Annotated in this window: 26 protein-coding genes and 1 pseudogene; 18 read left to right on the top strand and 9 right to left on the bottom strand. The window is 71.7% G+C overall.

Annotated features, from left to right (window positions below):
- On the top strand, nt 1-837 hold the full coding sequence (locus ACIB24_RS01595; RefSeq protein ID WP_398274169.1) for an ABC transporter permease: 837 nt from the start codon (nt 1-3) through the stop codon (nt 835-837).
- Between the two features lie 38 nt (nt 838-875).
- Nucleotides 876-1,634, top strand: a complete 759-nt coding sequence (locus ACIB24_RS01590) for an ABC transporter permease (protein ID WP_398276691.1) — start codon at nt 876-878, stop codon at nt 1,632-1,634.
- Nucleotides 1,635-1,708: 74 nt separating this feature from the next.
- Here ACIB24_RS01590 and ACIB24_RS01585 read toward each other — a convergent pair whose 3' ends face one another.
- Complete coding sequence (locus tag ACIB24_RS01585; RefSeq protein ID WP_398274166.1) at nt 1,709-2,752, bottom strand: LacI family DNA-binding transcriptional regulator; 1,044 nt, start codon at nt 2,750-2,752, stop codon at nt 1,709-1,711.
- Between the two features lie 283 nt (nt 2,753-3,035).
- Between ACIB24_RS01585 and ACIB24_RS01580 the strand changes: the two genes are divergently transcribed.
- The 6 genes from ACIB24_RS01580 (at nt 3,036) to ACIB24_RS01555 (ending at nt 9,571) form a co-directional block, all read left to right on the top strand.
- The gene (locus ACIB24_RS01580) at nt 3,036-4,073 is read left to right on the top strand and encodes a sugar ABC transporter substrate-binding protein (protein WP_398274163.1); all 1,038 of its coding nucleotides are present in this window, start codon (nt 3,036-3,038) and stop codon (nt 4,071-4,073) included.
- Nucleotides 4,074-4,076: 3 nt separating this feature from the next.
- Nucleotides 4,077-5,144: an ABC transporter permease gene (locus ACIB24_RS01575; protein ID WP_398274160.1), complete on the top strand. Its 1,068-nt coding sequence runs from the start codon at nt 4,077-4,079 to the stop codon at nt 5,142-5,144.
- Nucleotides 5,141-5,929: an ATP-binding cassette domain-containing protein gene (locus ACIB24_RS01570; RefSeq protein WP_398274157.1), complete on the top strand. Its 789-nt coding sequence runs from the start codon at nt 5,141-5,143 to the stop codon at nt 5,927-5,929. The genes ACIB24_RS01575 and ACIB24_RS01570 overlap by 4 nt, the downstream gene beginning before the upstream one ends.
- A gap of 24 nt (nt 5,930-5,953) precedes the next feature.
- Complete coding sequence (locus ACIB24_RS01565; RefSeq protein WP_398274155.1) at nt 5,954-6,733, top strand: class I SAM-dependent methyltransferase; 780 nt, start codon at nt 5,954-5,956, stop codon at nt 6,731-6,733.
- An 88-nt stretch (nt 6,734-6,821) separates the two neighbouring features.
- Nucleotides 6,822-8,249, top strand: a complete 1,428-nt coding sequence (locus ACIB24_RS01560) for a DUF1800 domain-containing protein (protein ID WP_398274152.1) — start codon at nt 6,822-6,824, stop codon at nt 8,247-8,249.
- Nucleotides 8,246-9,571, top strand: a complete 1,326-nt coding sequence (locus ACIB24_RS01555; RefSeq protein WP_398274149.1) for a DUF1501 domain-containing protein — start codon at nt 8,246-8,248, stop codon at nt 9,569-9,571. Before ACIB24_RS01560 ends, ACIB24_RS01555 begins: the two co-directional genes overlap by 4 nt.
- On the opposite strand, the gene ACIB24_RS01550 is transcribed toward ACIB24_RS01555, so the two are convergent.
- Complete coding sequence (locus tag ACIB24_RS01550; protein WP_398274146.1) at nt 9,568-10,164, bottom strand: hypothetical protein; 597 nt, start codon at nt 10,162-10,164, stop codon at nt 9,568-9,570. The genes ACIB24_RS01555 and ACIB24_RS01550 overlap by 4 nt on opposite strands.
- Before the next feature lie 47 nt (nt 10,165-10,211).
- Between ACIB24_RS01550 and ACIB24_RS01545 the strand changes: the two genes are divergently transcribed.
- Genes ACIB24_RS01545 through purM form a run of 4 tightly spaced genes read left to right on the top strand, consistent with a single transcriptional unit; the run spans nt 10,212 to nt 13,553 of the window.
- Nucleotides 10,212-10,613 carry a sterol carrier family protein gene (locus ACIB24_RS01545; RefSeq protein ID WP_398274145.1) on the top strand — a complete coding sequence of 134 codons (402 nt, stop codon included), beginning with the start codon at nt 10,212-10,214 and terminating at the stop codon, nt 10,611-10,613.
- Complete coding sequence (locus ACIB24_RS01540; RefSeq protein ID WP_398274142.1) at nt 10,610-10,885, top strand: hypothetical protein; 276 nt, start codon at nt 10,610-10,612, stop codon at nt 10,883-10,885. Before ACIB24_RS01545 ends, ACIB24_RS01540 begins: the two co-directional genes overlap by 4 nt.
- A 24-nt stretch (nt 10,886-10,909) precedes the next feature.
- Complete coding sequence (purF, locus tag ACIB24_RS01535) at nt 10,910-12,418, top strand: amidophosphoribosyltransferase (RefSeq protein ID WP_398274139.1); 1,509 nt, start codon at nt 10,910-10,912, stop codon at nt 12,416-12,418.
- 13 nt (nt 12,419-12,431) lie between these two features.
- Nucleotides 12,432-13,553 (top strand): phosphoribosylformylglycinamidine cyclo-ligase, encoded by a 1,122-nt coding sequence (gene purM / locus ACIB24_RS01530; RefSeq protein ID WP_398274136.1) that lies wholly within the window; start codon nt 12,432-12,434, stop codon nt 13,551-13,553.
- A gap of 46 nt (nt 13,554-13,599) precedes the next feature.
- Here the strand turns inward: purM and ACIB24_RS01525 are convergent, their stop codons facing one another.
- Together ACIB24_RS01525 and ACIB24_RS01520 are read right to left on the bottom strand one after the other, a co-directional pair.
- Entirely contained in the window at nt 13,600-13,806 is a 207-nt protein-coding gene (locus ACIB24_RS01525) for a DUF3073 domain-containing protein (protein WP_398274132.1), read from the bottom strand.
- A gap of 175 nt (nt 13,807-13,981) precedes the next feature.
- Nucleotides 13,982-15,067 carry a Glu/Leu/Phe/Val dehydrogenase dimerization domain-containing protein gene (locus ACIB24_RS01520; RefSeq protein WP_398274129.1) on the bottom strand — a complete coding sequence of 362 codons (1,086 nt, stop codon included), beginning with the start codon at nt 15,065-15,067 and terminating at the stop codon, nt 13,982-13,984.
- A gap of 275 nt (nt 15,068-15,342) precedes the next feature.
- Between ACIB24_RS01520 and bldC the strand changes: the two genes are divergently transcribed.
- On the top strand, nt 15,343-15,552 hold the full coding sequence (gene bldC, locus ACIB24_RS01515) for a developmental transcriptional regulator BldC (protein WP_052533586.1): 210 nt from the start codon (nt 15,343-15,345) through the stop codon (nt 15,550-15,552).
- A 445-nt stretch (nt 15,553-15,997) separates the two neighbouring features.
- On the opposite strand, the gene ACIB24_RS01510 is transcribed toward bldC, so the two are convergent.
- A complete protein-coding gene (locus ACIB24_RS01510; RefSeq protein ID WP_398274126.1) occupies nt 15,998-16,696 on the bottom strand; it encodes a hypothetical protein in 699 nt (232 codons plus the stop codon).
- A 186-nt stretch (nt 16,697-16,882) separates the two neighbouring features.
- A complete protein-coding gene (locus ACIB24_RS01505; protein WP_398274123.1) occupies nt 16,883-17,026 on the bottom strand; it encodes a hypothetical protein in 144 nt (47 codons plus the stop codon).
- A 284-nt stretch (nt 17,027-17,310) separates the two neighbouring features.
- Between ACIB24_RS01505 and ACIB24_RS01500 the strand changes: the two genes are divergently transcribed.
- On the top strand, nt 17,311-18,051 hold the full coding sequence (locus ACIB24_RS01500) for a hypothetical protein (RefSeq protein WP_398274120.1): 741 nt from the start codon (nt 17,311-17,313) through the stop codon (nt 18,049-18,051).
- Here ACIB24_RS01500 and ACIB24_RS01495 read toward each other — a convergent pair.
- Both ACIB24_RS01495 and ACIB24_RS01490 read right to left on the bottom strand, forming a co-directional pair.
- On the bottom strand, nt 18,038-19,696 hold the full coding sequence (locus tag ACIB24_RS01495; protein WP_398274118.1) for a RecQ family ATP-dependent DNA helicase: 1,659 nt from the start codon (nt 19,694-19,696) through the stop codon (nt 18,038-18,040). The two genes, ACIB24_RS01500 and ACIB24_RS01495, sit on opposite strands and share 14 nt — an antisense overlap.
- Nucleotides 19,697-19,711: 15 nt before the next feature.
- Nucleotides 19,712-20,158, bottom strand: a complete 447-nt coding sequence (locus ACIB24_RS01490) for a hypothetical protein (protein WP_398274115.1) — start codon at nt 20,156-20,158, stop codon at nt 19,712-19,714.
- Between the two features lie 72 nt (nt 20,159-20,230).
- On the opposite strand from ACIB24_RS01490, the gene ACIB24_RS01485 reads away from it, so the two are divergent.
- Nucleotides 20,231-21,877, top strand: coding sequence for an FAD-binding dehydrogenase (locus tag ACIB24_RS01485; protein WP_398274112.1), 1,647 nt, complete (start codon nt 20,231-20,233; stop codon nt 21,875-21,877).
- A gap of 75 nt (nt 21,878-21,952) precedes the next feature.
- Here the strand turns inward: ACIB24_RS01485 and ACIB24_RS01480 are convergent.
- Nucleotides 21,953-22,912, bottom strand: a pseudogene (locus tag ACIB24_RS01480) (TerC/Alx family metal homeostasis membrane protein); the annotation flags it as partial.
- Between the two features lie 277 nt (nt 22,913-23,189).
- Between ACIB24_RS01480 and ACIB24_RS01475 the strand changes: the two are divergent.
- The 3 genes from ACIB24_RS01475 to ACIB24_RS01465 are packed head-to-tail and all read left to right on the top strand — an operon-like array spanning nt 23,190 to nt 25,142.
- Nucleotides 23,190-23,735, top strand: coding sequence for a type 1 glutamine amidotransferase domain-containing protein (locus ACIB24_RS01475; protein ID WP_398274110.1), 546 nt, complete (start codon nt 23,190-23,192; stop codon nt 23,733-23,735).
- Nucleotides 23,624-24,454 (top strand): DUF72 domain-containing protein, encoded by an 831-nt coding sequence (locus ACIB24_RS01470; RefSeq protein WP_398276688.1) that lies wholly within the window; start codon nt 23,624-23,626, stop codon nt 24,452-24,454. The genes ACIB24_RS01475 and ACIB24_RS01470 overlap by 112 nt, the downstream gene beginning before the upstream one ends.
- A gap of 10 nt (nt 24,455-24,464) precedes the next feature.
- On the top strand, nt 24,465-25,142 hold the full coding sequence (locus ACIB24_RS01465) for an HAD family hydrolase (RefSeq protein WP_398274107.1): 678 nt from the start codon (nt 24,465-24,467) through the stop codon (nt 25,140-25,142).
- The last annotated feature ends 96 nt before the right edge of the window (nt 25,143-25,238 follow it).

The raw sequence follows: 25,238 nt of genomic DNA, 5'->3' as shown, positions 1-25,238 counted from the left end.
GTGAGCAGCGCGAGACTCCGCCTGCTGGGCCTGCTCTCGGCCCCGCTGGCGTGGTTGCTGGTGGCCTACCTCGGTTCGCTGGTGGCGATGTTCGCCACGGCGTTCTGGAGTACGGACTCGTTCACCGGCGCTCTCGTGCGCGTGCCCACGGGGGACAACTTCTCGACCCTGTTCCACGACTCGGTCTACCGGACCGTGGCGTTGCGCTCCCTCGGGGTGGCGGTGGCGGTGACGGTGATCGACGCCGCCGTCGCCGTCCCGATGGCGCTGTTCATGGCCAAGGTGGCGAGGCCGCGCTGGCGCGGGGTCCTCGTCGCCGCGGTCCTCACGCCCCTGTGGGCGAGCTACCTGGTCAAGACGTACGCCTGGCGCACGATGCTCAGCGAGGACGGCGTCGCGAACTGGGCGCTGGGCCCGTTCGGCCTGCACGGGCCCGGGTTCGGGCTCGTGGCGGTGGTTCTCACGCTGTCGTACCTGTGGCTGCCCTACATGGTGCTGCCGATCTACGCGGGGCTGGAACGGATCCCGGAGTCGATGCTCGAGGCGAGCAGCGACCTCGGCGCCGGGGCGGGCCGGACCCTGCGGTCCGTCGTCCTGCCGTTGCTGTTCCCGGCGATCGTGGCCGGGTCGATCTTCACGTTCTCGCTCAGTCTCGGCGACTACATCACGGTGAAGATCGTGGGCGGCAGTTCGCAGCTGTTCGCGAACATCATCTACGACAACATCGGGGTGGCGGCCAACCTGCCGTTCGCGGCCGCGGCGTCGTTCTTCCCGGTGATCGTCATCCTCGTCTACCTGGCGCTCGCGCGGCGCTCCGGCGCCCTGGAGAACCTGTGACGTTCGGCCACGGTGGGCGCTGGGTGCTGCGGGCGGCGATGGCCCTCGGCCTGGCCTTCATTTATGTGCCGTTGGCCGTGGTGCTGGTCAACTCGTTCAACACGTCACGTACCTTCGGTTGGCCGCCCAGCGGTTTCACGCTCGACTGGTGGGGTCGGGCCCTGGACAGCAGCGGTGTGCGCTCGGCGGTCGTGACCAGCGTCGTGGTGGCGCTCGGGGCGACGGCGGTGGCGTTGCTGCTGGGCACCATGCTGGCCTTCGCGGTGGGGCGCTACCGGTTCTTCGGCCGGCAGACCGTCTCGTTGCTCGTCATCCTGCCGATCGCGCTGCCGGGCATCGTCACCGGCATCGCGCTGCGCTCGGCGTTCACCGTGATCGGCCTGCCCTTCGGGTATCTCACCGTGATCGTGGCCCACGCGACGTTCTGCATCGTGGTCGTGCACAACAACGTGCTGGCCCGGTTGCGGCGCACCGGAACGTCCCTGGAGGAGGCCAGCGCCGACCTCGGCGCCGGTTCGTGGACGACGTTCCGCCTGGTCACGCTGCCCCAGCTGCGGTCCGCGCTGGTCGCCGGGGGCCTGCTGGCCTTCGCGTTGAGCTTCGACGAGATCGTGGTGACCACGTTCACCGCGGCCCCCGGGCTGAACACGGTGCCGATCTGGATCTTCGAGAACCTGTTCCGGCCCAACCAGGCCCCGGTCGTGAACGTCGTCGCCGCCGTGCTGATCCTGCTCAGCGTGATCCCGATCTGGGTCAGCCAGCGCCTCTCCGCCGACCCCGCCGGTGGTCGCCTCTGACGCTCATGCTGTCCAGATGTACATGAATCGCCGGTTGATCCGGCCTCGAAACGTTCATTTCGACAGCATGAGCATTACGAGGGTTTGATCTCGCCCGAGCCGCGGGGGATCAGCGTGGTCGGGACGATGTGCGTCGCGGGCGGGCGGGTGTCGCCGGCGATCCGTTCGAACAGCACGGTCGCGGCCAGGCGGCCGATCGCGGTCGGGTCCTGGGCGACGACGGTGATGCCGGGGGTGACCAGGTCGGCCAGCGGGAAGTCGTCGAACCCGACCAGCGCGACGGTCTGTTCGCGACCCAGGCGGCGCAGCGCCCGGACCGCGGCAATGGTCAGCAGGTTCTGGGCGGTGAACAGCGCGGTCGGCGGTTCGGGCAGTTCCAGCAGGCGCACCACGGCGGCCTCGGCCAGCCCCTGGTCGTACAGGTCGTGCACGATCAGCTGCTCGTCCAGCGGCATCGAGGCGCCGGTGAGCGCGTCCCGGTAGCCGTCGAACCGCTGCTGGGCGGTGACGATGGTCCGCCGGTCGCCGAGGAAGGCGATCCGCCGGTGCCCGCTCGCGATCAGGTGTCGCACGCCCTCGGTCGACCCGGTCGCGTTGGTGGCCAGGATCGAGTCGGCGGGCAGGGCCTGCGCTTCGCGGTCGATGCAGACCACGACCGTTCCGGCCCGTACCTCACTGGCCAGGTAGGACTGGTCGTCGCTGGCGGGCGCGATGATGAGCCCGTCCGCGCGCCGGGTGCTGAACGCCCGGGCCAGCTCGCGCTCGCGGCTCGGGTCCTCGTCGAGGCTGGCCGAGTAGACCATCACGCCCCGGGGGATCGCCACGTCCTCGACCGCCCGCTGCACCGCGGCCGAGTACGGGTTGGACACGTCCTCCAGCAGCAGGCCCACGGTCGACGTCCGCCCACCGGTGCGGCGCAGGCTGCTGGCCCCGACGTTGGGCCGGAAGTCGAGCTGCTCGATCGCGCCCCGCACCCGCTGGCTGAGCAGCGCGGACACCCCGGGCTCGCCGTTCACGACCCGCGAGACGGTCTTCAGGCTCACGCCCGCGAGCGCGGCGACGTCACGCATCGTGGGGCGGCGTTCGCCGTCCCGGCCGGGCCCGAGTGGGACGTCCATCGACGCGACTCCTCCTGCCCTGCTGCATGATTGAACGCGCAAGCGAATCTGCGTGGCCTGCAGCAGTTACCGGCCGGTCGCACCCGAACCGTAGCGGCAGTGCCGAGAGCAATCATGGTCGGGAAGTGCTGACAAGGTTGTCAACAACGGGCACGAAACGGCGCCCGTTTCGCTCCTTTTCTTGTGACTCACCCATATCTGTGGGGAAATTTTCCCGGAACCACGAGAGCTGGCCGAAGACGTCTAGCTCGGCCGGCGGGCGCCGGCCGGGGTGGGAGGCACCATGAACCGCAGCATCGCAGCAGCGTGTCTGGCCGCGGCCCTGGCCCTCGCCGGATGTGGCGGGGGGTCGGGTGACTCGGGTGGCGGTGACAAGCCCATCGTGGGGCTGATCACCAAGACCGACACCAACCCCTTCTTCGTCAAGATGAAGGAAGGCGCCCAGAAGGCCGCCGACGCGCAGGGCGTCGAACTGCGGACGTTCGCCGGGAAGAAGGACGGCGACAACGAGAGCCAGGTGCAGGCGATCGAGAACCTGATCGCCGACGGCGCCAAAGGGTTCCTGATCACCCCGGCCGACTCCAAGGCCATCGTGCCGAGCATCGACAAGGCCAAGCAGGCGGGCCTGGCCGTGATCGCGCTGGACACCCAGCTCGACCCGCCCGACGCCGCCGACGCCACCTACGCCACCGACAACTTCGAGGCCGGCACGCTGATCGGCCAGTGGGCCAAGGCGGCGCTGGGCGACCAGGCCGCGAGCGCCAAGATCGCCTTCCTCGACCTGAACGCCGACCAGGTCTCGGTCGACGTCCAGCGTGACCAGGGTTTCATGACGGGCTTCGGCATCGACGTGAAGGACAAGACCCGGATCGGCGACGAGAACGACCCGCGGATCGTCGGCCACGACGTCACCGACGGCGCTGAGGACGGCGGCCGGACCGCCATGGAGAACCTGCTCCAGAAGGACTCCGGCATCAACCTCGTCTACACGATCAACGAACCGGCCGCCTCGGGCGCCTACCAGGCGCTGAAGGCTGCGGGGAAGGACAAGGACGTCACGATCGTGTCGGTGGACGGCGGGTGCCCGGGCGTGCAGGCGGTCAAGGACGGTCAGATCGGTGCCACCTCCCAGCAGTACCCGCTGCTGATGGCCCAGAAGGGCGTGGAGGCGATCGCCGCGTTCGCCAAGAGCGACACCAAGCCGGCCAACCCGTCGGGCAGCGACTTCACCAACACCGGCGTCAATCTCATCACCGACCAGGCCCAGGACGGGGTCCCGTCCAAGGACACCGCCTTCGGCGCCGACAACTGCTGGGGCTGAGCGATGAGCTCCACGACCCCCACGCCCGAGTCGGAGGGCCGGGTCGCCGAGGCGACCCGGCCCGCCGGCGCCCACGCCTTCGACACCGGGGGCTCCGACTCGCTCGGCACCCGGTTCCAGCACCTGCTGCACGCCCAGCCCACTTTGAGCCCGCTGGCCGTTCTGGTGGTCTCGATCATCGCGTTCACCGTGCTGGAACCGCGGTTCATCTCGGCCGCCAGCCTCAGCCTCGTGCTCCAGCAGGTGACCGTGATCGCCCTGCTCGCCCTCGGTCAGACGCTGATCATCCTCACCGCGGGGATCGACCTGTCGGTCGGGGCGATCGCGGTCTTCACCTCCATCCTGATGGCCAAACTGGCCACCGACTGGGGGCTTCCGGGGCTGCCCGCGCTGGTCGTCGGGTTCGCCCTCGGGGTCGCGATGGGCGGCCTGAACGGCACGCTGGTCACCCGGGTCAAGCTGCCGCCGTTCATCGTCACGCTCGGCACGTTGAGCATCTTCTTCTCGCTCAACTCGGTGATCTCACGCAGCGAGACGATCCGCGGCAGTGACATGCCCTCGATCATGACCTGGACCGGGAACACTTTCCCGGTGGGCGGTTTCAACATCACCTACGGTTCGGTGATCATGCTGGCGATGTTCGCCGGGCTGTTCTACTCGCTGCGTTGGACGGCCTGGGGCCGGCACGTGTACGCGACCGGTGACGACCGGGAGGCCGCGCGGCTGGCCGGTATCCGCACCGACCGGGTGCTGCTGTCGGTCTACACCGTGGCGGGCGCCTGCTACGGCATCGGTGCCTGGGTGCTGATGGGCCGGCTCGCCTCGGCCAGCCCGAACGTCGGCACCGACTACAACCTCGACTCCATCACCGCCGTCGTGATCGGCGGCACGAGCCTGTTCGGCGGGCGCGGCAGTGTGGTCGGCACGCTGATCGGGGCCCTCATCGTCGGGGTGTTCCGGACCGGGCTGGTGCGGGTCGGCGTCCAGGTCGAGTGGGTCGGGTTCGCGCTCGGCCTGCTGGTGCTGCTCGCCGTCGCGGTCGACCAGTGGATCAGGAAGGTGAAGGCATGACCGCCACGACCACGAGAACCCCTGTCCTGCAAGCCAGAGGGCTCGTCAAGCGGTACGGCCGGGTCACGGCCATCGAGCAGGGCGACCTCGAGTTGTACCCGGGCGAGATCCTGGCCGTGATCGGCGACAACGGGGCCGGGAAGTCGAGCCTGATCAAAGCCCTGTCCGGGGCGCTCATCCCGGACGCCGGCGAGATCCTCCTCGACGGGCGGCCCGTGCACTTCCGCAGCCCGATGGACGCCCGGGCCGCGGGCATCGAGACGGTCTACCAGACGCTGGCCGTCGCCCCCGGCCTCGACATCGCCGACAACCTGTTCCTCGGCCGGGAGGAGCGTCGTAAAGGGTTTCTGGGCAGCGTCTTCCGGATGCTCGACAAGAAGCACATGAAGTCCGAGGCCGAGCGGCACATGCGTGAGCTGGGCATCGCCACCCTGCAGAACATCGGCCAGGCCGTGGAGAGCCTGTCGGGCGGCCAGCGGCAGGGGGTCGCGGTGGCGCGCTCGGCGGCCTTCGGCAGCAAGGTCGTCATCCTCGACGAACCCACCGCGGCGCTGGGGGTGCGCGAGGGCAACCGGGTGCTGCAACTGGTGCGGGACGTCCGCGACCGCGGCCTGCCCGTCATCCTGATCAGCCACAACATGCCGCACGTGTTCGAGGTCGCCGACCGGATCCACATCCAGCGGCTCGGCCGCCGGGCCACGGTCATCACGCCTGCGTCGCACAGCATGTCGGAGGCGGTGGCCATCATGACCGGCGCCGTCGAACCGCCTCCGATGGAGGCCTGAGCCGGTCCGGGCGACACTGGCCTCATGGTCGTGAGCCGGACGCAACGCTGGGAACGGCAGCGCACCTCGTTCGGCGCCGACGCCACGGGCTACGACCGGCACCGACCCGGGTGGCCCGCGACCACGGCCGCCTGGCTGACCGGCACCGAGCCCGGCGGTCCGTTCGCGGGCCGGGCCCTCGACGTCCTCGACGTCGGCGCGGGCACCGGCAAGCTGACCCGCACGCTCGTGGACGCCGGGCACCGGGTCACTGCGCTCGACCCGAGCGGGGCGATGCTCGCCGTCCTGCGCGAGCGCGAGCCGCGGGCGCACGTCGTCCGGGCCGGGGCCGAGGCGATCCCGCTGCCCGACGGCAGCGTCGACGCCGTCACCGTCGCGCAGGCCTGGCACTGGGTGGACGCCGGGCGTGCGGCCGCCGAGGTCGCCCGCGTCCTGCGCCCGGGCGGAGTGTTCGGCCTGGGCTGGCACGCCCGCAACGAGAGTGCCGCCTGGACGCGGGAACTGCGCACCCTGGTGGGCGAACCGACCCTCGGGAACGGCAAGTCCATCCATGAACAGCGCAGCGACCCGGTGGTTCCCGGGCCGTTCGGCCCGATGATCACGCACCGGTTCGGCATCGACCTCGCGCTCACCCCGGCCGGCCTGGGCGCCCTGGCCGCCAGCTGGTCCTACGTCTCCATCCGTGCCGATCGCGACGACGTGGTCGCGCAGGTCGAGGCCCTGGGACGGCGGGTGGCCGGCGCCGCAGGCACCCTGCGGCTGCCCTACGACACGTGGTGCCATCGGGTGATCCGGCTTCCCTAGGGCTGTCCCCCGTTCGAGCCGCAGGGTTCACCCGAATGCCGCTCGACGGACCTCTTACCAAAACCATGATCCCGCCGACGGGTGAATCGTGTTCTCCGCCTCCAGCCTGCACCTGGTCCGTCGCACGACCTACGGCCCGACCCCGGCGCTGCTCACCGAGATCGGTTCCCTGGGCGCGGCGAAGTGGCTCGACCGCCAGCTCGCCCCGCAGACCATCGACGACTCGGCCTGCGACAAGCTGCTGGCCCGCTACCCGGCGCTGGACTGGTCGATCCCGACCACCCGCGCCAAGCTGAACAACAGCGGCGGCTGGGACGCCATGTTCCAGGTCGTGCGGGCCACCCTGACCCGGGCGCTGTGGAGCAAGCGGCAGCTGTTCGAGGTGATGGTCGAGTTCTGGTCGAACCACCTGAACGTGACCTGCCCCTCCTCGGACGTCTGGGACAACCGCGCCGACTACGACCGGGTGATCCGCGAACATGCCCTCGGCTCGTTCGACGACCTGCTGGTCGAGGCGTCGCTGCACCCGGCGATGCAGCGCTACCTCGACAACGCCAGCTCGAACAAGTGGCACCCCAACGAGAACCAGGGCCGTGAGCTTCTCGAGCTGCACACCGTCGGGGTCGGCGCCGGGTACGGCGAGGACGACGTCAAGAACAGCGCACGGATCCTCACCGGGGTGACCGTCGGCAACGACGGGACGGCGCTCTACAAGCCGGCCTGGCACTGGACCGGCCCGGTGCAGGTGCTCGGTTTCACCCACCAGAACGCCGACGCCGCCGGCGGCCTCGACGTCGCCAAGGCCTACCTGCGCTACCTGGCCCGGCACGAGAGCACGGCCGCCCAGCTGGCCCGCAAGCTCGCCGTCCGGTTCGTGTCCGACGACCCGTCGCCCGGGCTGGTCGAACGCCTCGCCCAGACCTACCTCGACCACGACACCGCGATCGTCCCCGTGCTGCGAGAACTGTTCAGCAGCAGCGAGTTCAAGGCGGCGGCCGGACAGAAGGTGCGCCGCCCGTACGAGGACGTCGTGGCCACCGTGCGGGTGCTCGGGCTGAAGGCCGACAAGGCCGGCACCCAGGGCGTGGAGGCGCTGCACTGGATGCTCGCCGGGATGGGCCACGCGCCGCTGGCCTGGGCTCCGCCGAACGGCTACCCCGATGTCGCCGCGGCCTGGTCGTCGCCGGCCGGGTCGCTGGCCCGGTGGAACGCGCACCTGAACATCGGCGCCCGCTGGTGGCCGGGCAAGAACATGCTCAACGGGGCGGGGGCGATGTCGCTGATGCCCGCGAAACTGCCCGCCACGCACGGCGCCTTCGTCGACGGGCTGGCGCTCCGATTGCTGAACCGGAGGGCCACCGCCGGCGAGAAGGCGGCCGTCTGCGCGTTCCTCACCGACCAGTGGAACAAGGTCACGCCCGGCACCCGGGTCACCCGCAAGAGCGCCATCGTCACCTGGCGGCTGCCCTACGTCGTCGCCCTCCTCCTCGACACCCCGGAGCACGCGCTGCGATGACCACCGAGACCCTCACGATGAACGAGACCTGCGGCTGCCCCGAGGGCCGCGGGTTGTCCCGCCGGACCCTGATGCGCCGGCTGGCCGCCGGCGGGGCACTCGGCGCCACCCTCACGGTGCTCGAAGGTTTCAGCCCGGCGGCGCGTTTCGCGTTCGCCGCCGAGCCGGCGAGCTACGCGGGCGACGTGCTGGTGGTCCTGTCGCTGCGGGGCGGCTTCGACGGCCTCAACGCGATCGTGCCCGCCGGTGACCCGGCCTACGCCACCGCCCGCCCGACCATCGGTGTGCCCACGAGCCGGCTGATCGGGGCCGACGGCATCTTCGGCCTGCACCCGGGCCTCGCCCCGCTCGAACCGTTCTGGAAGGCAGGCACTTTCGGGGCCGTTCACGCCGTCGGTCAGCCCAACCCGACCCGCTCGCACTTCCAGGCCATGGAGGAGCTCGAGCGGGCCGCGCCCGGATCGTCCCTGCGCACCGGCTGGCTCGACCGCACCGTCGGTACCCGCGCCGACGCCGGGGCGTTCCAGGCCGTCCAGGCCGGCTCGAGCGCCATCCCGGCGTCGTTGCGCGGGCCGAACCCGGAGATGGCCCTCGACAGCGTGAAGAGCTTCGCCATCTCGGGAGCGTGGGACGACGGTGAGCGGGCCCGGTGGACCACCGCGCTGCGCGCGATGGCCGTCCCCGGCGCCCCCGCCCCGATCGCCGACCCGGCCCGGGCCGCCCTGGCCGCGGCCGGGACGACGGCCGCGCTGGCCGCGAAGACGTACCAGCCGTCGGGAGAGGCGAGCTACCCCGACACCCACCTCGGCAAGGCCCTGCGCGACGTGGCTCAGCTGATCAAGGCCGGGATCGGCCTCCAGGTGGCCACCGTCGACGAGGGCGACTGGGACATGCACGCCGGGATGGGCCAGGCCGCGAAGGGCGGCTGGATGTACGACCACCTGCACGACCTGGCCGCGGCCCTGGCCGCGTTCGCGACCGACCTGAAGTCCGACTCCAAGCGCGACTTCTTCTCCCGGGTCACCCTCGTGACCCTGTCCGAGTTCGGCCGCCGGGTCGGTGAGAACGGTTCCGGCGGAGTCGATCACGGCCACGGCAACGCGGTGCTCCTGCTCGGCGGCGGGGTCAACGGCGGAAAGGTGCACGGCCGCTGGCCCGGCCTGGCCGACGAGGACCTGGTGGACGGCGACCTGGCCGGGGCGACCGACTACCGCCTCGTCCTCGGTGAGATCCTCACGGCCCGGTGCGGGGCGTCGTCCCTGGGCGACGTCTTCCCCGGGTTGACCGGCGACGCGCTCGGCGTCGTCCGGCCGCGCAGCTAACGCGCGACGGGGGCGTTCGGGCAGAGGTAGGTCCGCCCGTTCCCGATGGCCTTCACGACCTTGTCCTCGCTGAGGGTGAAAGTGCCACCGGTCAGGCGCTTCTGGGCGTAGGCCAGGGCCTCCGCCCGGGTCGGGCCGATCATCAGGTAGTTGCAGATCGCCTTGCCCTGCTTCGCGGTGCGCACGGGGTCGAGCCCGAAGAACTGGTCGACCTTGATCATCGACGCCACGTACTTGCTCTGCGACGCGCTGGTCGGGATCGGCTGGGGCGGCGGCGCGGGAGCGCTGCTGGCCCCGATGGTGCTCGGCTTGGCCTGCGGCGTCCCGTCGTAGAGCGCGTACCCGACCGCGCCCAAGACCAGCAGCAGCCCGAGCAGCCCGGAGAGGACGAGGGGCAGGCGCCCGCCCCGGCGCGCGGGCGGCGGCGCGTACGGGACGGCGAACGGGTCGGCCGCCGGGGCGAACGGCCCGGCCTCCGGGAACGGCGACGGGTCCGGGAACGGCGAAGGGTCCGGGAACGGCGGCGGGGGTGTCTCCCTGATCACCCGCAGCTGCGTCGTCGCGTCGGGATCCTGCTGCCCGTAGTCGCTCATGAGGGTCATCGTGCCCGATCAGGGGGATGATCGGGGAGGATGGGGGCATGTCACCGGCCACCCGTGCCCCCCGCCGCCGCACCCCGGTGGACGACGGACGCCGGGCTCTGAGCGCCTGGCTCGCCGACCCGGAGGGCCAGCCGCGCCCGGTCCTGGCGACCGCCGTCCGGTACACCCTCGAGGAGCTGGCCACCCGTTCGCCCGGGCCCACCACCGAGGTCCGGGTGCCGCCGTTCGCGGCCGTCCAGTGCCTCCCGGGCCCTCGGCACACCCGCGGCACGCCGCCCAACGTCGTCGAGACCGACCCGCAGACCTGGCTGCGGCTGGCCACCGGGGCCGCGCAGTGGGCCGACGAGGTCGCCGGCGGCCGGGTCCGGGCCAGCGGCCAGCGGTCCGACCTGTCCCACCTGCTGCCCATCCAGGGTCTCGGGATACCGTCGTCACCGTGAGCGAGCCCGAGAACGAGCCCGTCGACGAGCGCGAGCAGCGCGTCGTCCGGGTCCGCCGCGCGCCCCGCTACTTCCCGTTCGCGCTGACCGGGTTCGCGCTCGGAGCCGTGCTCGGCCTGGTCGTCGCCCAGCTGCCGCCCGAGCAGGTCGACACCATCGGTAAGCAGCTGAACACGCGCTCGCCCGAGATGACCTTCGTCCTGCTGTTCGGCCTGATCGGGGTGCTGCTCGCCCTGGGACTCGCCCTCCTGCTCGAACGTCGGCGGCACTAACCCGCCTATGGGAGAATCCCTCTCGTGGCGCGAGGAGACGGCAGGCTTTCGCACGACCTGATCCCCGGCGAGAAGGGCCCGCAGGACGCCTGCGGGGTCTTCGGGGTGTGGGCTCCCGGCGAAGAGGTCGCGAAGCTCACCTACTACGGGCTCTACGCCCTGCAGCACCGCGGCCAGGAGGCCGCCGGTATCGCGGTGTCCAACGGCAGCCAGATCATGGTCTACAAGGACGTCGGTCTGGTCTCCCAGGTGTTCGACGAGAACTCGCTGGAGTCGCTGCGCGGGCACCTGGCCGTGGGCCACTGCCGGTACAGCACCACGGGCGGGTCGACCTGGGAGAACGCGCAGCCGACGCTGGGCGCCACCGCGGCGGGCACCGTCGCGCTGGGCCACAACGGCAACCTGACCAACAGCCACGAGCTGCGCCGGCTGGTCGGCGAGCGCTACGGCGAGGTGGCCGGCGGCGAGGTCTCGCGGGGCAACACCACCGACACCGCGCTGGTCACCGCGCTGCTGGCCGGCGACCGCGACCACACGCTGGAGGCCACGGCGCTGGAGGTGCTGCCCCGGCTGCGGGGCGCGTTCAGCCTGGTCTTCATGGACGAGGACACCCTGTACGGTGCCCGCGACCCGCACGGCGTCCGGCCGCTCGTGCTGGGCCGGCTCGAGTCGGGCTGGGTGATCGCCTCCGAGACGGCCGCCCTCGACATCGTGGGGGCCAACTTCGTGCGCGAGGTCGAGCCGGGCGAGCTCGTCGCGATCGACGCCGACGGTGTGCGCTCCACCCGGTTCGCCGAGCCCACCCCGACGGGCTGCATCTTCGAGTACGTCTACCTGGCCCGGCCCGACACCACGATCAACGGCCAGGTCGTGCACGAGTCGCGCGTCGAGATGGGCCGCCGCCTGGCCCGCGAGCACCCGGTCGAGGCCGACCTGGTCATCCCGGTGCCCGAGTCGGGCACCCCGGCCGCGGTCGGTTACGCGCAGGAGTCCGGCATCCCCTACGGCCAGGGTCTGGTCAAGAACGCCTACGTGGGGCGGACGTTCATCCAGCCCAGCCAGACCATCCGCCAGCTGGGCATCCGGCTGAAGCTGAACCCGCTGCGCAACGTCATCAAGGGCAAGCGGCTGGTCGTGGTCGACGACTCGATCGTGCGGGGCAACACCCAGCGGGCGCTGGTCCGGATGCTCCGCGAGGCGGGGGCCGCCGAGGTGCACGTGCGGATCAGCTCCGCGCCGGTCACCTGGCCGTGCTTCTACGGCATCGACTTCGCCACCCGGGCCGAGCTGATCGCCAGCGGCATGGGCACCGACGAGGTGCGGGCCAACATCGGCGCCGACAGCCTCGGCTACATCTCGCTCGACGGGATGGTCGCGGCCACCAACCAGCGCGCCGACCGGCTGTGCACCGCCTGCTTCACCGGCGAGTACCCGATCGAGCTGCCGGACTCGGCGTTCCTCGGCAAGCACACGCTGGAGGCCGACAACCCGGAGGCCCTACCCGGCCTGGAGCTGGCGGTCCGGCACAGCTAGATAGGGTTCGGCTGTGCCAGAACCGATCACGTACGCCAGCACCGGGGTCGACGTCGAAGCGGGCGACAAGGCCGTCGAGCTGATGAAGGCGGCCGTCGCCCGCACCCACGGGCCGGAGGTGCTGGGCGGGGTCGGCGGGTTCGCGGGCCTGTTCGACGCCTCCGCGTTGCTCGGCTACCGGCGCCCCCTGCTGGCCAGCAGCACCGACGGGGTGGGCACCAAGGTCGCCATCGCCCAGGCCCTCGACGTGCACGACACCATCGGGCTCGACCTGGTCGCCATGGTCGTCGACGACCTCGTGGTCTGCGGCGCCAAACCCCTCGTGATGACCGACTACCTGGTCTTCGGCAAGGTCGTGCCCGAGCGGGTCGCCTCGATCGTCAGCGGCATCGCCCGGGGCTGCGAGCAGGCCGGTACGGCCCTGGTCGGCGGCGAGACGGCCGAGCACCCGGGCCTGCTCGGGGACGACGAGTACGACGTCGCGGGGGCCGCCGTGGGCGTCGTCGAGGCCGACGAGCTGCTCGGGGCCGAACGGGTGCGGGCCGGCGACGTGGTCGTCGCGATGGCCGCCTCGGGGGTGCACTCCAACGGGTTCTCCCTGGTGCGAGGCATCATCCGGGCGGCCGGCTGGGACCTGGGCCGCGCCGTCCCCGAGTTCGGCCGCAGCCTCGGCGAGGAACTGCTGACCCCGACCCGGATCTACGCCGCCGACGTCCTCGACCTGATCGAGGGCCTGGCGGACGGCGGGGTGCACGCCGTCTCGCACGTCACCGGAGGTGGGCTGGCTGCCAACCTGGCCCGCGTCCTGCCGCGCGGGCTCACCGCCGTGGTGGACCGCAGCTCCTGGACGCCGCCGCCGGTCTTCACGGTGCTCGGCGGACTGGGCGGGGTGCCGCGGGCCGATCTCGAACGCACCTGGAACCTGGGTGTCGGGATGGTCGCCGTCGTGGCCCCGGAGCATGCGGACGCCGCGGTGGCCCGTCTGGAGGCGCGCGGCGTCGGAGCATGGGTGCTCGGCTCGGTCGTCGGGGACGACGAGGAGGGGGCTTCCGCGGGCGAGCCGGCGGACGTCGTCCAGGGCGCCAAGGGCGTGGACGGCGGACGCGTGCTCACGCTGGGAGAGCACCCGAACTGAGGGGTACCCGAGACGTGACTGAGCTCAGGCGCGACGTGCGGATGGATCAGCGATAGCCGTCGCTCGCCCAATCCGCATAGTCGTCTCGCTCATCCAGACCCGTGTCGTCCTCGCGCGGAGGGGCCGGAGCCGCTCCACGCTGGTCACCGGTGGCCAGCTCCGCCCGGAGGGCGTCAAGGTCGGTGTTGGGGCTGTAGTACTTCAGCTCCCGAGCGACCTTGGTCTGCTTGGCCTTCTGACGGCCGCGCCCCATGGCGTCGACCCCCTCACACGTCGATCCGGAGCTGGCGCACGTGGCGGGGCTCCGGAGTGGTCATCAGTCTCTCGTAGTTCCAAACGCTACATCGTGCGAGGCCCTTCCGGCATCCCGTCGCCGATTGCGGCGAGGCGTGACGTCCATCCCGTCGGGGCGCCGAGGCGCCCGTCGATCAGGGCAATCCCGTGAATATGCGGGTCAATCCGCCCACCTCGGCCATCCGCCGCTCGGCGGTACGGGCCGCGGCTGTGTCAGGGGTCACACCCGTCTCGGTCGCCTCGGTGAGAACGGCGAGCGTGGTGTCGAAGATCCGCGCGGCCCGGCCTCGGGCCCGCTCGGCGTCGTAGCCGCCCCGGTCGCGGCCCGCCCACTCGTCGGCCACGGCGATCACGCCCCCCGCGTTCACGCAGAAGTCCGGGCAGTACAAGACGTCGCGGGCGTGCAGCAGGTCGCCGATCTCGGGCGTGGCCAGCTGGTTGTTCGCCCCGCCGCAGACGATCTGCGCGCTCAGCCCCTCGACCACCTCGGCCGTCAGGGCTGCGCCGAGCGCACAGGGCGCGTAGACGTCGAGCGGTTCGCGCAGCAGGGCGGCGGTGTCCTCGACCACGCGGACGCCGGCCAGCCCGGCCACCGCACCCACGGCGGCCGGTGCGGGGTCGGTGGCGACGACCCGCGCCCCGGCGTCCAGCAGGAGCGGTACGAGGGCACGGCCGACCTTGCCGACCCCGCTGACGCCCACCAGGCGGCCCGCCAGGGCCTCCGGGGCGCCCCAGCGGACCTGGGCCGCGGCTCGCAGGCCCTGGAAGACGCCGAAGGCCGTCAGGACGCCGGAGTCGCCGGCGCCGCCCTCGGCCGGGCTGCGGCCGGTGGCGTAGCGGGTCTCCCGGCCGATCAGGTCCATGTCCGCGACGACCGTGCCGACGTCACAGGCTGTGACGTACCGGCCGTGCAGGGACTCGACGAACCGGCCGTAGGCGCGGATCAGGGGTTCGCTGCGCACTGTGACGGGGTCACCGAGGATGACGCCCTTGCCGCCGCCGTGGTCGAGACCGGCGAGGGCGTTCTTGTAGGCCATCGCCCGGGACAGGTTCAGCGCGTCCTGGAGGGCGGCGTCCTTCGACGGGTAGGCGCGGAAGCGCGTGCCGCCCAGGGCGGGCCCGAGACGCGTGTCGTAGACGGCGATGACGGCCATCAGCCCGCTCGCCCGGTCTCGGCAGAACACCACCTGCTCGTGCCCTTGCTCCCAAGGGTCACCCATCTGGGGGAGGGTGCCGTATCCGTCGTCTGGGTCGGCTGCGGCGGGGTTCGGGTGAGAACTCACGAGACCGAAGAATAAAGCGGTTTCAATGCGTGTCGGCTCACCCTAAAACGATGATCCATCACTGTAAGGTCCACTTCAGTAACCGTCTGTACCCGACTAACGTCATGCTTCCTCCTGATGGGGGATCATCCGTCTGGATTGTTCCCCCGGAGCGGGAAGGCAAGGCACGATGTCGGAAGCCGGGGTAATCCGCCCCGTTCCTGGAGGCTGACATGACCACCCGTTCGCCCGACGCCGAGCCGCTGCTCACACCGGCTGAGGTCGCCGCGCTCTTCCGTGTCGATCCCAAGACCGTGACGAGGTGGGCGAAGGCCGGCAAGCTCTCGTCGATCCGAACGCTGGGAGGGCACCGCCGCTACCGCGAGTCCGAGGTTCGGGCTCTGCTGGCCGGTATCCCCCAGCAGCGTCTGGACGAGGACTAGACACCGGCGGGCGGTCGGGATTCGAGTTTCCCGGGCGCTCGTCGGTCACCACTCCCTCTGTCGCGGTTGTCCGGCCGCGGTAGCCGAGGGTGACAGGGCCGACCCCGTCGTACGTTCCGCGCACGGTCGAGATGCGCGAGAACGAACGGCGGGGTCGACCCTTGTCCGCGTCACGCTGGGTAGTTGAACCCTTGAAGGCCGACCGATCGGTCAGATGCGGCGGGACTGCACGTCAAGGTCGCGTCCCGGTATCGCTCAACCGCGCTCGACGCCGGGTTCTGCCGCCTCGAACCGCGGCGACGCGGTACCTCGAGAAGACCTCGCTGTTCGACGACCGCTCCCGGCGCTCATGAACACGAGGTGAGCGCGAACGATGGTCAGGAACCGGTAATGCTCAGAATCCGACACTCCTGTGTCGGATTCTGAGCATTACCCGTGTGCGGGATCAGGCCGCCGGGTCGGCGGGCGGCGGAGCCTCGGGCGCCTTGACGAGCCCACCGGCGGTGACCGTCTTGGTCTGGCCCTTCGAGTCCGTGACCTTGACCGTGACCGCGTACAGCTGGTCGTCGTCGCCGGCCGCCAGGGTGGGGGCGGTACCGCCGATCGCTCCGCCGCCCGACACGGTGACCCAGCCGGAGCCCCCGACCTTGTCGTAGGTGTAGCCCGGAGTACCGCCCGAGGCGGTCGCCGAACCGTTCAGGGTGCCGCCCGAGGCGATGGTCGCCGGGACGTTGACCGTCAGCCCGCTGATGGCCGGGGGGTCCGGGTCCTTGGTCTTGGTGGGCTTCGGCGGCTTGGTCGTCGGCGGCTTCGTCGAGTGCGTCGTCGTACGGGTCGTCGTGGTGACGTGCCCGTTCGAGTCCACGGTGGTCTCGACGACGGTCCCGGTCGACGGGGCCGTGGTGGGCGCGGTCGGGTCGGGGTCGGAGGTGGGCACGACGGACTCGTCGGTCGGCACGACCACGTCCGGTGCGGAACTGGTCGCCGCCGGGGGCAGGGCGCCCTCGTTGCCCGTCTTGCCGAAGGACCCGGTGCCGTAGGCCAGCGCGGGACCGCCCAGCAACAGCACGATCGCGACCCCGCCGACCACCGGCCGACGCAGGTACAGCGGCCGCGGAGCGCGGTGCCTGCCTACGTAACGCATCGTCCCTTGCCTCGCCTCTGTGCGGCTCTCGCCGCTATCGTCGGATTCCCCCGGGTGGTGCCGTTCGACCGGACGCTACATCTAGCTGCAGGTTCAGGTCGAAATACGGCCGAATTAACACGTCCGGCCACCCCCCTTATCGGACAGCCGGGGCATTTCGTTTCAGGCCGCGCCCGAAAGCGCCGGTTACTTGAACGAGAAGTCGCTCGACAGCGACCCGCCCAGCACCAGGATCACGACCGCGGCGATCACGGCGGAGATGATCGTGTAGAGGAAGAGGCCCAGGCAGACGCCCCAGGCGATGCGCCAGACGCCGGGACGCGTGCGCACGACGCCCGTGATGCGCGTCGGCGTACGGTCCGACGGAGCCGGCGGGTACTGCCTGCCGCCCGGTGGTGGCATGGTCGCCATGTTCGCCCCTTCCGTGACCTATGGACCGATCCTGCCGAGATTCGGCCGGTCTGGCCAGGGTCGGTCCCCTCCTTCACCCGAACCGCGCAGTTGGGACGGAAGGAGGAAACCGGATCGGGAGAAGGGCGGATCGGCGTTCGTCGGCACGGCATTTAACGTTCCGCGGTCGTAACGTCACCCTCAGCAAGTGGGAGGGGATCGACGTGGTCGGGACGACGGTGTGGGCGCGCTGGACGGCGTGGCTGCCCGCCTCAGCCCTCGAACCGCGTCCCGGCCGCGCCGGCGGGATCGCCCTGCCGATGCTGCTCTCCCTGGCCTTCGTCGTGACGATCACGGTCGTCCCGGCCGCCCCGGTCCGGACGGCGGCCACCTGCGCCGGGACGACGGTCGCGCCCGGCAGTCTCGTCGTCGGCCTGCGTGACGTGAGCCGCGGCTTCACCGTCTCGTCGACGGGCTGTCCGGCACCCTCGTGGACGCTCGACTGGGCCACCGCCCACCTGGCGGCGACGAGCGAGCGGCCCGCGGGCGTCGTCCGGGCCGGTCTGCTGCACAACGCCGACGCCGGCCGCAGCGGCGTGACCCTCACGCTCTACCGGGAGGACGGCGCCGCCGTCCTGACGACCGCGACCGCGGCCCTGCGCCGCCGGACCGCCTGGACGACGCCCCGCGCCTCGGCCGGCCCGGCCGGCACCACCGTGCGGGCCCGGTTGAACCGGGCGGACTGGGACCGGCGGGCGTACCGCGGCTATCGCGGCCGCCTCGTACGGCTGCTCTTCCTGCCGGCCGGCTCGCAGACCTTCCAGCTCTACGGTGAGGTGCGCACGGGCGCCGGCGGCGCGCTCGAGGTCACGGTGCCCACCACCCGGCCCGGCCGGTGGAAGTTCGAGTTCACCGGCACCGCGTCCAGCGGGCCCAGCTCCAGCCCGGCGGTCACGGCTCGGTAGCCAGCAACCCGTGGTCGGCCTCGAGGGCGGCCAGGGCCAGGGTCCGGTAGCCGACGCTCTCGAACAGCACGGTCACCCGGTCGGGTTCGGGGCGCATCACGACGCCCGGCCCCCATTCCCGGTGCACCACCCGGTCGTTCAGCGCGTAGGGACCGTCCACCACCGCGTCCCGCACGTCGACCACGCGTTCCTCGCAGACGTCGCAGTTGCCGCACGGCCCGGGCAGCGTCTCGCCGAAGTAGCCGAGCAGGAACTGCCGCCGGCACCCGCTGGTCTCGGCGTAGCCGCGCATCATCTCCACGCGCGACCGGTCGACCGCCTCGTGCGACCCCGCCACCTGCCCGGCCGCGGCCACCGCGGCGGCCGTCGGCACCGACGGGTCGGTGTAGGTCAGGTGACCCGCCCCGTCGAAGGCCAGCGCCCCGGCCTGCTCGAGCAGGTTCACCGCGTGGGTGAGGCGGGTGTGGGTGAGGGACAGCTCCTCCTTCAGCTCGCCGGGGGTGGCGCCCCGGTGGGCCCGGACGGCGTCGGCGACCTGGGTGATCGTGTCCAGGTCCGGGCCTCCCGAGGCGAAGAAGCTGCGCAGCCCGACGTCCTCCGAGCGGTACAGCAGGACGGCGCGCGCGGGCTGCCCGTCGCGCCCCGCCCGGCCGATCTCCTGGTAGTACGAGTCGAGGGACTCGGCGATGTCGGCGTGCAGCACGAAGCGCACGTCGGGCTTGTCGATCCCCATCCCGAACGCGGACGTCGCCACGACCACGCGCACCGAGGAGTCGAGGAAGCCGTGGTGCACCTGTTCGCGCTCGGCCGCGGCCATCCCGCCGTGGTAGGCCGCCGCCGGCACACCCCGTTCCACCAGGGCCGCCGCGTACCGCTCGGTGCCCTTGCGGGTCGCCGTGTAGACGATGCCCGACCCGCCCAGCTCGCTCGTGAGCGCGGCGGCCTGGTCGAGCACCGCGTCCTCCTTGTGCCGGGCCTGCGTGAACCGCTGGACGCCGAGGTGCAGGTTGGGCCGGTCGAAGCCCTGCACGACCAGCTCGGGCTCGCGCATCCGCAGCCGATCGACGATCTCCTCGCGCACCGGCGGGGAGGCGGTGGCGGTGAGCGCGACCACGGTCGGTCGGCCCAACCGTTCGAGGACGTCGGCGATGCGCAGGTAGTCGGGGCGGAAGTCGTGGCCCCACGCGGAGACGCAGTGCGCCTCGTCCACCACGAGCAGCGAGACCCCGGCGGTGGCCAGCCGTTCGACGACGGTCTCGTTGGCCAGCTGTTCGGGGGCGAGGAACACGAACTCGGCCTCGCCGGTGGTCAGCGACGACCACGCCTGCTCGGTCGCGGCCGCCGGCTGGGCCGAGTTCACGGCCACCCCCTCGAGGCCGGCGTCCCCGTGCCGGGCCAAGCCGGCCAGCTGGTCGCGCTGCAGCGAGATCAGCGGCGAGATGACAACGGTCGGCCCGTCGATCAGGAGCCCGGCCAGCTGGTAGACCGCCGACTTCCCGGCCCCCGTGGGCATCACGACCAGGGTGTCGCGCCCGGCCAGCAACGCGCGTACCGCCTCCTCCTGCCCCGCCCGCAGGGTCTTCCAGCCGAAGTGCTTGCGAGCGGCGGCGCGCACGTCGGCGCGGCCCGGTCTACGGAATCTCACGCGGGACAGTCAACGTCACCAGCTCCAGCCGCGCTCGGCGAGCTCGACCTCCCGGCGCAGGCGCACGTCGGCCCGGCGCCCGCCGTCCGCTTGTTCCGGGATCCCGGCCAGGGCGCAGGCCTCGAGCAGCAGGGCGTCGTAGGCCGCGGAGCGGGCCTCGAGTCGCGCGGCCCGCGCGTAGACCGCCTCGTCCACGTGCAGCACGCGGATCTCCTCGGCCACCGCGCCCAGCCGGGTCTGCACCCGCAAGGCCTCGAACGGGTCCGGCGGGGGCGGTGGGTGCAGGCGGCGCCGTAGCGCCCGCACCGGCCGGGTCACCAGGCCGAGCAACCGGATCACGGGCCTCAGCACGACCCCGCGCCAGCCCGTCGGCGCCCGCTGCCAGCCGCCCGGCCCGAGCGGGCACACGACGACCACGACCGTCACCACGACCAACGCGATCAGCCAGCCCACGGCATCCACCGGACCTCTTCGAACCAGTACCCAGCAGCGTAGGCGTGGTTCACAGGTTTGCCTACGTGTCAGGCTGACCCCGTGGACGCAGACGTCATCGTGGTCGGAGCGGGGTTGGCCGGGCTGGTCGCCACCGCGGAACTGGCCGCCGCCGGGAAGCGTGTGATCCTGCTCGACCAGGAGAACGAGGCGAACCTCGGCGGGCAGGCCTTCTGGTCGTTCGGCGGGTTGTTCCTGGTGGACTCGCCCGAGCAGCGGCGGATGCGGGTGCGCGACTCGTTCGAGCTCGCCTGGGCCGACTGGCAGCGCACCGCCGGGTTCGACCGGGACCGGGAGGACACCTGGCCGCGGCAGTGGGCCCGCGCCTACGTGGAGTTCGCGGCCGGTGAGAAGCGTTCCTGGCTGCGGGAACAGGGCATCGGGATCTTCCCGGTGGTCGGCTGGGCCGAGCGCCGCGCGCCGGGGGAGACCGCGAGCGGCAACACCGTGCCCCGGTTCCACATCACCTGGGGCACCGGCCCGGGCGTCGTCGCCCCATTCGCCGCCCGGGTCCGCGAGGCCGCGGCGCGCGGGCAGGTGGAGCTGCGGTTCCGGCACCGGGTGGACGCCCTGACGCTCGACGGCGGGGCCGTCGGCGGGGTGAGCGGCGTCGTCCTCGAGTCCTCCGCGCTCCCACGCGGCGTCACGAGCAGCCGGACGACGGTCGCCGACTTCGCGCTGAGCGCCCGGGCCGTCGTGGTCACCTCGGGCGGGATCGGCGGCAACCACGATCTCGTGCGCGCCAACTGGCCCGAGCGGATGGGCACCCCGCCGGAGTCGATGCTGACCGGTGTCCCGGCGCACGTCGACGGGCGGATGCTCGGCATCACGGAGGCGGCGGGCGGCAACATCGTCAACCGCGACCGGATGTGGCACTACACCGAGGGCATCACCAATTACGACCCGATCTGGCCGGGGCACGGCATCCGCATCCTGCCCGGGCCGTCGTCGTTGTGGCTCGACGCGACGGGCCACCGGCTGCCCGCGCCCTACTACCCGGGGTTCGACTCGCTCGGCACGCTCGAGCACATCATGACCACGGGCCACCCCTACACGTGGTTCGTGCTGACGGCCCGGATCATCGAGAAGGAGTTCGCCCTGTCGGGGTCGGAGCAGAACCCCGACCTGACGAACAAGAGTGTCCGCCAGCTGCTCTCGCGCATCCTGCCCGGGCCGCCGGCGCCTGTGCAGGCCTTCGTCGACCGGGGCGTCGACTTCGTCTCCGCGCCCGACCTGGAAACCCTGGTGGAGCGGATGAACTCGCTCACCGACGCCCCGCCGCTCGAGGCGGCCGCCGTGCGGAAGCTGGTCGAGGAACGCGACGCCGCGACGGCGGCCGGTGGTGGCGACGCCCAGGTGGACGCCGTCCTCGCCGCGCGGAAGTACCTGGGCGACAAGGTGGTCCGGGTGGCATCACCGCACGCGCTGCTCGACCCGAAGGCCGGGCCGCTGATCGCGGTGAAGCTGCACGTCCTCACCCGCAAGACGCTGGGCGGGCTGGAGACCGACCTGTCGGGCCGGGTACTCAAGTCCGACGGGTCAGTGCTGCCGGGGCTCTACGCCGCCGGGGAGGTCGCCGGCTTCGGGGGCGGCGGGATGCACGGCTACCGGTCGCTGGAGGGGACGTTCCTGGGCGGGTGCCTGTTCTCGGGGCGGACGGCCGGTCGCGCCCTCGCCGCCACCCTCTGAGACGCTCGACGCCCCGCTGGCGACCAGCGGCCGGAGGCGTTCGCGCCGGGCCTCCAACCGGACGGCGACCATGCTGGTCGCGGTCGTCACGGCCAGCACGCCCAGGACGATGCCCAGCGACGCCGCCGTCGAGACCGTGGGCACCTGCTCGAAGCCGTGGCCGCCGTTGAGGAACGGCAGCTCGTTCTCGTGCAGCGCCTCGAGGATGAGCTTCACGCCGATGAAGGCGAGCACGATCGACAGGCCCTTGTCGATGTGCCGCAGCCGGTCGAGCACCTCGCGGACCACGAAGAAGAGCTGCCGCAGGCCCATCAGGGCGAAGGCGTTGGCGCTGATCACCAGGAACGGCTCCTGGGTCAGCCCGAAGATGGCCGGGATCGAGTCGAGCGCGAACAGGACGTCGGTGAACCCGATGGCCAGCATCGTCACCACGATCGGGGTGGCCAGCCACCGGTTGCCCTCCCGGATCAGCGGTCTGGTGCCGTGCCAGACGGGGGTGCTGGGGATGATCCGCCCGACGAACCGGGCGATGGCCGGCGGCTCCACCTCGCCGCCGGCCACGATCTCCTCGTCGGTCGGCTTGTGCTCGCCACGCATCAGGTTGAGCGCCGTCCAGAGCAGGAACAGGCCGAAGACGTAGAACAGCCACGAGAACCGGTGCAGCGCGGCCGCTCCGGCCAGGATCAGCAGGAACCGCAGGACGAGCGCGATCACGATGCCGTAGGTCAGCACGCGCAGCTGCAGGGCCACCGGGACGGCGAACCGGGTCATCAGGACCAGGAAGACGAAGAGGTTGTCGACGCTGAGGCTGTACTCGGTCAGCCAGCCCGCGACGAACTCGCCCGCGTACGTGCCGCCGAAACCGACCAGCACCGCCACCGCGAAGACCAGGGCGGCCACGACGTACAGGGCGACCCAGCGGAGGCTGCGCCGGATGTCGGTGCCGGGATGCCGGGAGCCGATCGCCAGGTCGACGACCAGCAGGACGGTGATGGTGGTGAGCATCGCTGCCCACCACTCGCTGGAGACGTGCACGAAACCTCCGGTGTCATTCCATGCGGAATTACCGGAGGTCTCCTCCACCCGGCTCCCCGCGGTCGCGGGTGGTCGGGCCGGTGACGCCGGGTGCGCGGGGCACCGTGCTGACGAACATCACCGCGAGCGGAGTACTCCCCTCCATTGCTGCCAGTTTGGCCTCTACTGCTCGGTCGGCCAAACCCGGGGTGTGGATATCGGCATCTGCGGATGCGACCTTGACCCGGTCTGCCCACAGTGAGACCGCAGGGCAACAGTGGATGAGGAGTGGTCGACGGTGTCACTGGCAGGCAAGAAGATCGCGTTCCTGGTCACCCCCGAGGGCGTCGAGCAGGTCGAGCTGACCGAGCCCTGGCAGGCCGTGGAGCAGGCCGGCGGGCAGCCCGTCCTGGTGGTCGGCGGCGACGCCCAGAGCGTCCAGGCCTTCAACCACCTGGACAAGGGCGACGTGTTCGAGGCCGACCTGCCCGTGGACCGGGCGGGCGTCGAGGACTACGACGGCCTGGTGCTGCCCGGAGGGGTGGCCAACCCCGACCTCCTGCGCCAGTCGCCGGACGCGGTGGCCTTCGTGAAGGGCTTCATCGACATCGGCAAGCCGGTCGCCGCGATCTGCCACGCCCCGTGGACCCTGGTCGAGGCGGGTGCCGTGCAGGGGCGCCGGCTCACCTCGTGGCCCAGCCTGCAGACGGACCTGCGCAACGCGGGCGCCGACTGGGTCGACGAGGAGGTCGTCGTCGACACCCACGGCGCCGGGCCGCTGGTCACCAGCCGCAAGCCCGACGACCTCCCGGCGTTCACGAAGGCGATGGCGGAGACGTTCTGAACGTCCGCGTCGGCACCTCGGGCTTCAGCTATCCGCACTGGAAACACGTTCTCTACGAAGGTGTCCCGCAGCGGCTGTGGCTGGAGCGCTACGCCGAGGAGTTCGACGCCCTCGAGCTGAACGGCTCGTTCTACCACTGGCCGAAGGATGCGTCGTTCGCCGCGTGGAAGCAGCGGGTGCCGCGCGGCTTCCGGTTCGCCGTGAAGGCGCCGCGCGGATTGACCCACGCGCGTCGGCTGCGCTCCCCCGAGGTGTGGGTCGAGCGGATCGTGCGCTCCTACGACGTGCTGGGTGCCTACGCCGGGCCGCTCCTGCTGCAGCTGCCGGGCACCCTGCCGCGGGACGACGCCGCGCTGGACGGCGTGCTGCGGGCGCTCCCGGCGCGGGTCCCGGCCGCAGTCGAGTTCCGCCACGAGAGCTGGCTCCACGACGACGTCTTCGACCTCCTGACGCGCCGGAACGCCGCCTACGTCGTGATGAGCGGTGCGCACCTGCCGTGCGTCCTGCGCCGGACGTCCGATCTGGTCTACGTGCGCATGCACGGGCCCGACCCGGAGCACCTGTACGCAGGCTCCTATTCGGACGTCGACCTCGGCTGGTGGGCCGAGCGGGTGCGCGAGTGGACAGGCGCCGGGGCCCAGGTGCAGGTCTACTTCAACAACGACGGCGAAGGTCACGCCGTACGCAATGCGTGGACCCTGAAGGGGTTCCTGGCCTGAGGGGACCGACGTGAGCGACCAGCTGGAAGCCGTCCTGTTCGACGTGGACGGCACGCTGATGGACACCAACTACTGGCACGTGGTGGCCTGGGACCGGGCCTTCGCCGAACACGGGGTGCCCCAACCGGCCTGGCGGCTGCACGCGGCGATCGGGATGGGCGGCGACCGGCTGGTCGCCGCGGTCGCCGGCGACGAGATCGAGCAGCGCCTCGGGGACGACGTGCGGGCCGCCTGGAAGCGGATCTACGACGAGTATCTTTACCGTACGCGGGCTTTCGATGGTGCTCAGGAACTGCTCGAACGCACCCACGAGGCCGGGCTGACCGTCGTCCTGGCCTCCTCGGGCAACCCGCAGCACCTCGACTACGCGCGCGAGCAGCTCGGCCCCGACAAGTACTTCGACCACGTACTCAGCGGCGAGGACGTCGAGGCGAGCAAACCGGCCGCGGACCTGTTCGCGCTCGCCCTGCAGAAGGTCGGCCTCGAACCGGCCGCCGCGCATCGGGTGGTCGTCGTCGGCGACACCCGCTGGGACGTCGAGTCGGCCCGGGCGCTCGGCATCGACACGGTGGGGCTGCTCTGCGGCGGCCGGGCGGCGTGTGAGCTGCGGGAGGCCGGGGCCGTCGAGACGTACGACGACCCCGCCCAGCTCGTCGAGCGGTTCGGGAGCAGCCCGCTGGGACGCTAGCGGCCGGTGGAGACCGGTGGAAGCTGTGCACGGGTTGTGAGCCGGGGAACAAGCCGTCACTATGAGTTGCCCGTTACGTCCAGATCGTGATCTTCA

Source organism: Spongisporangium articulatum (assembly GCF_044465595.1).
GTDB lineage: Bacteria > Actinomycetota > Actinomycetes > Actinomycetales > Kineosporiaceae > Spongisporangium > Spongisporangium articulatum.
Note: the sequence above shows the minus strand (reverse complement) of the source record. Positions and strands in the feature narration are given on the sequence as shown.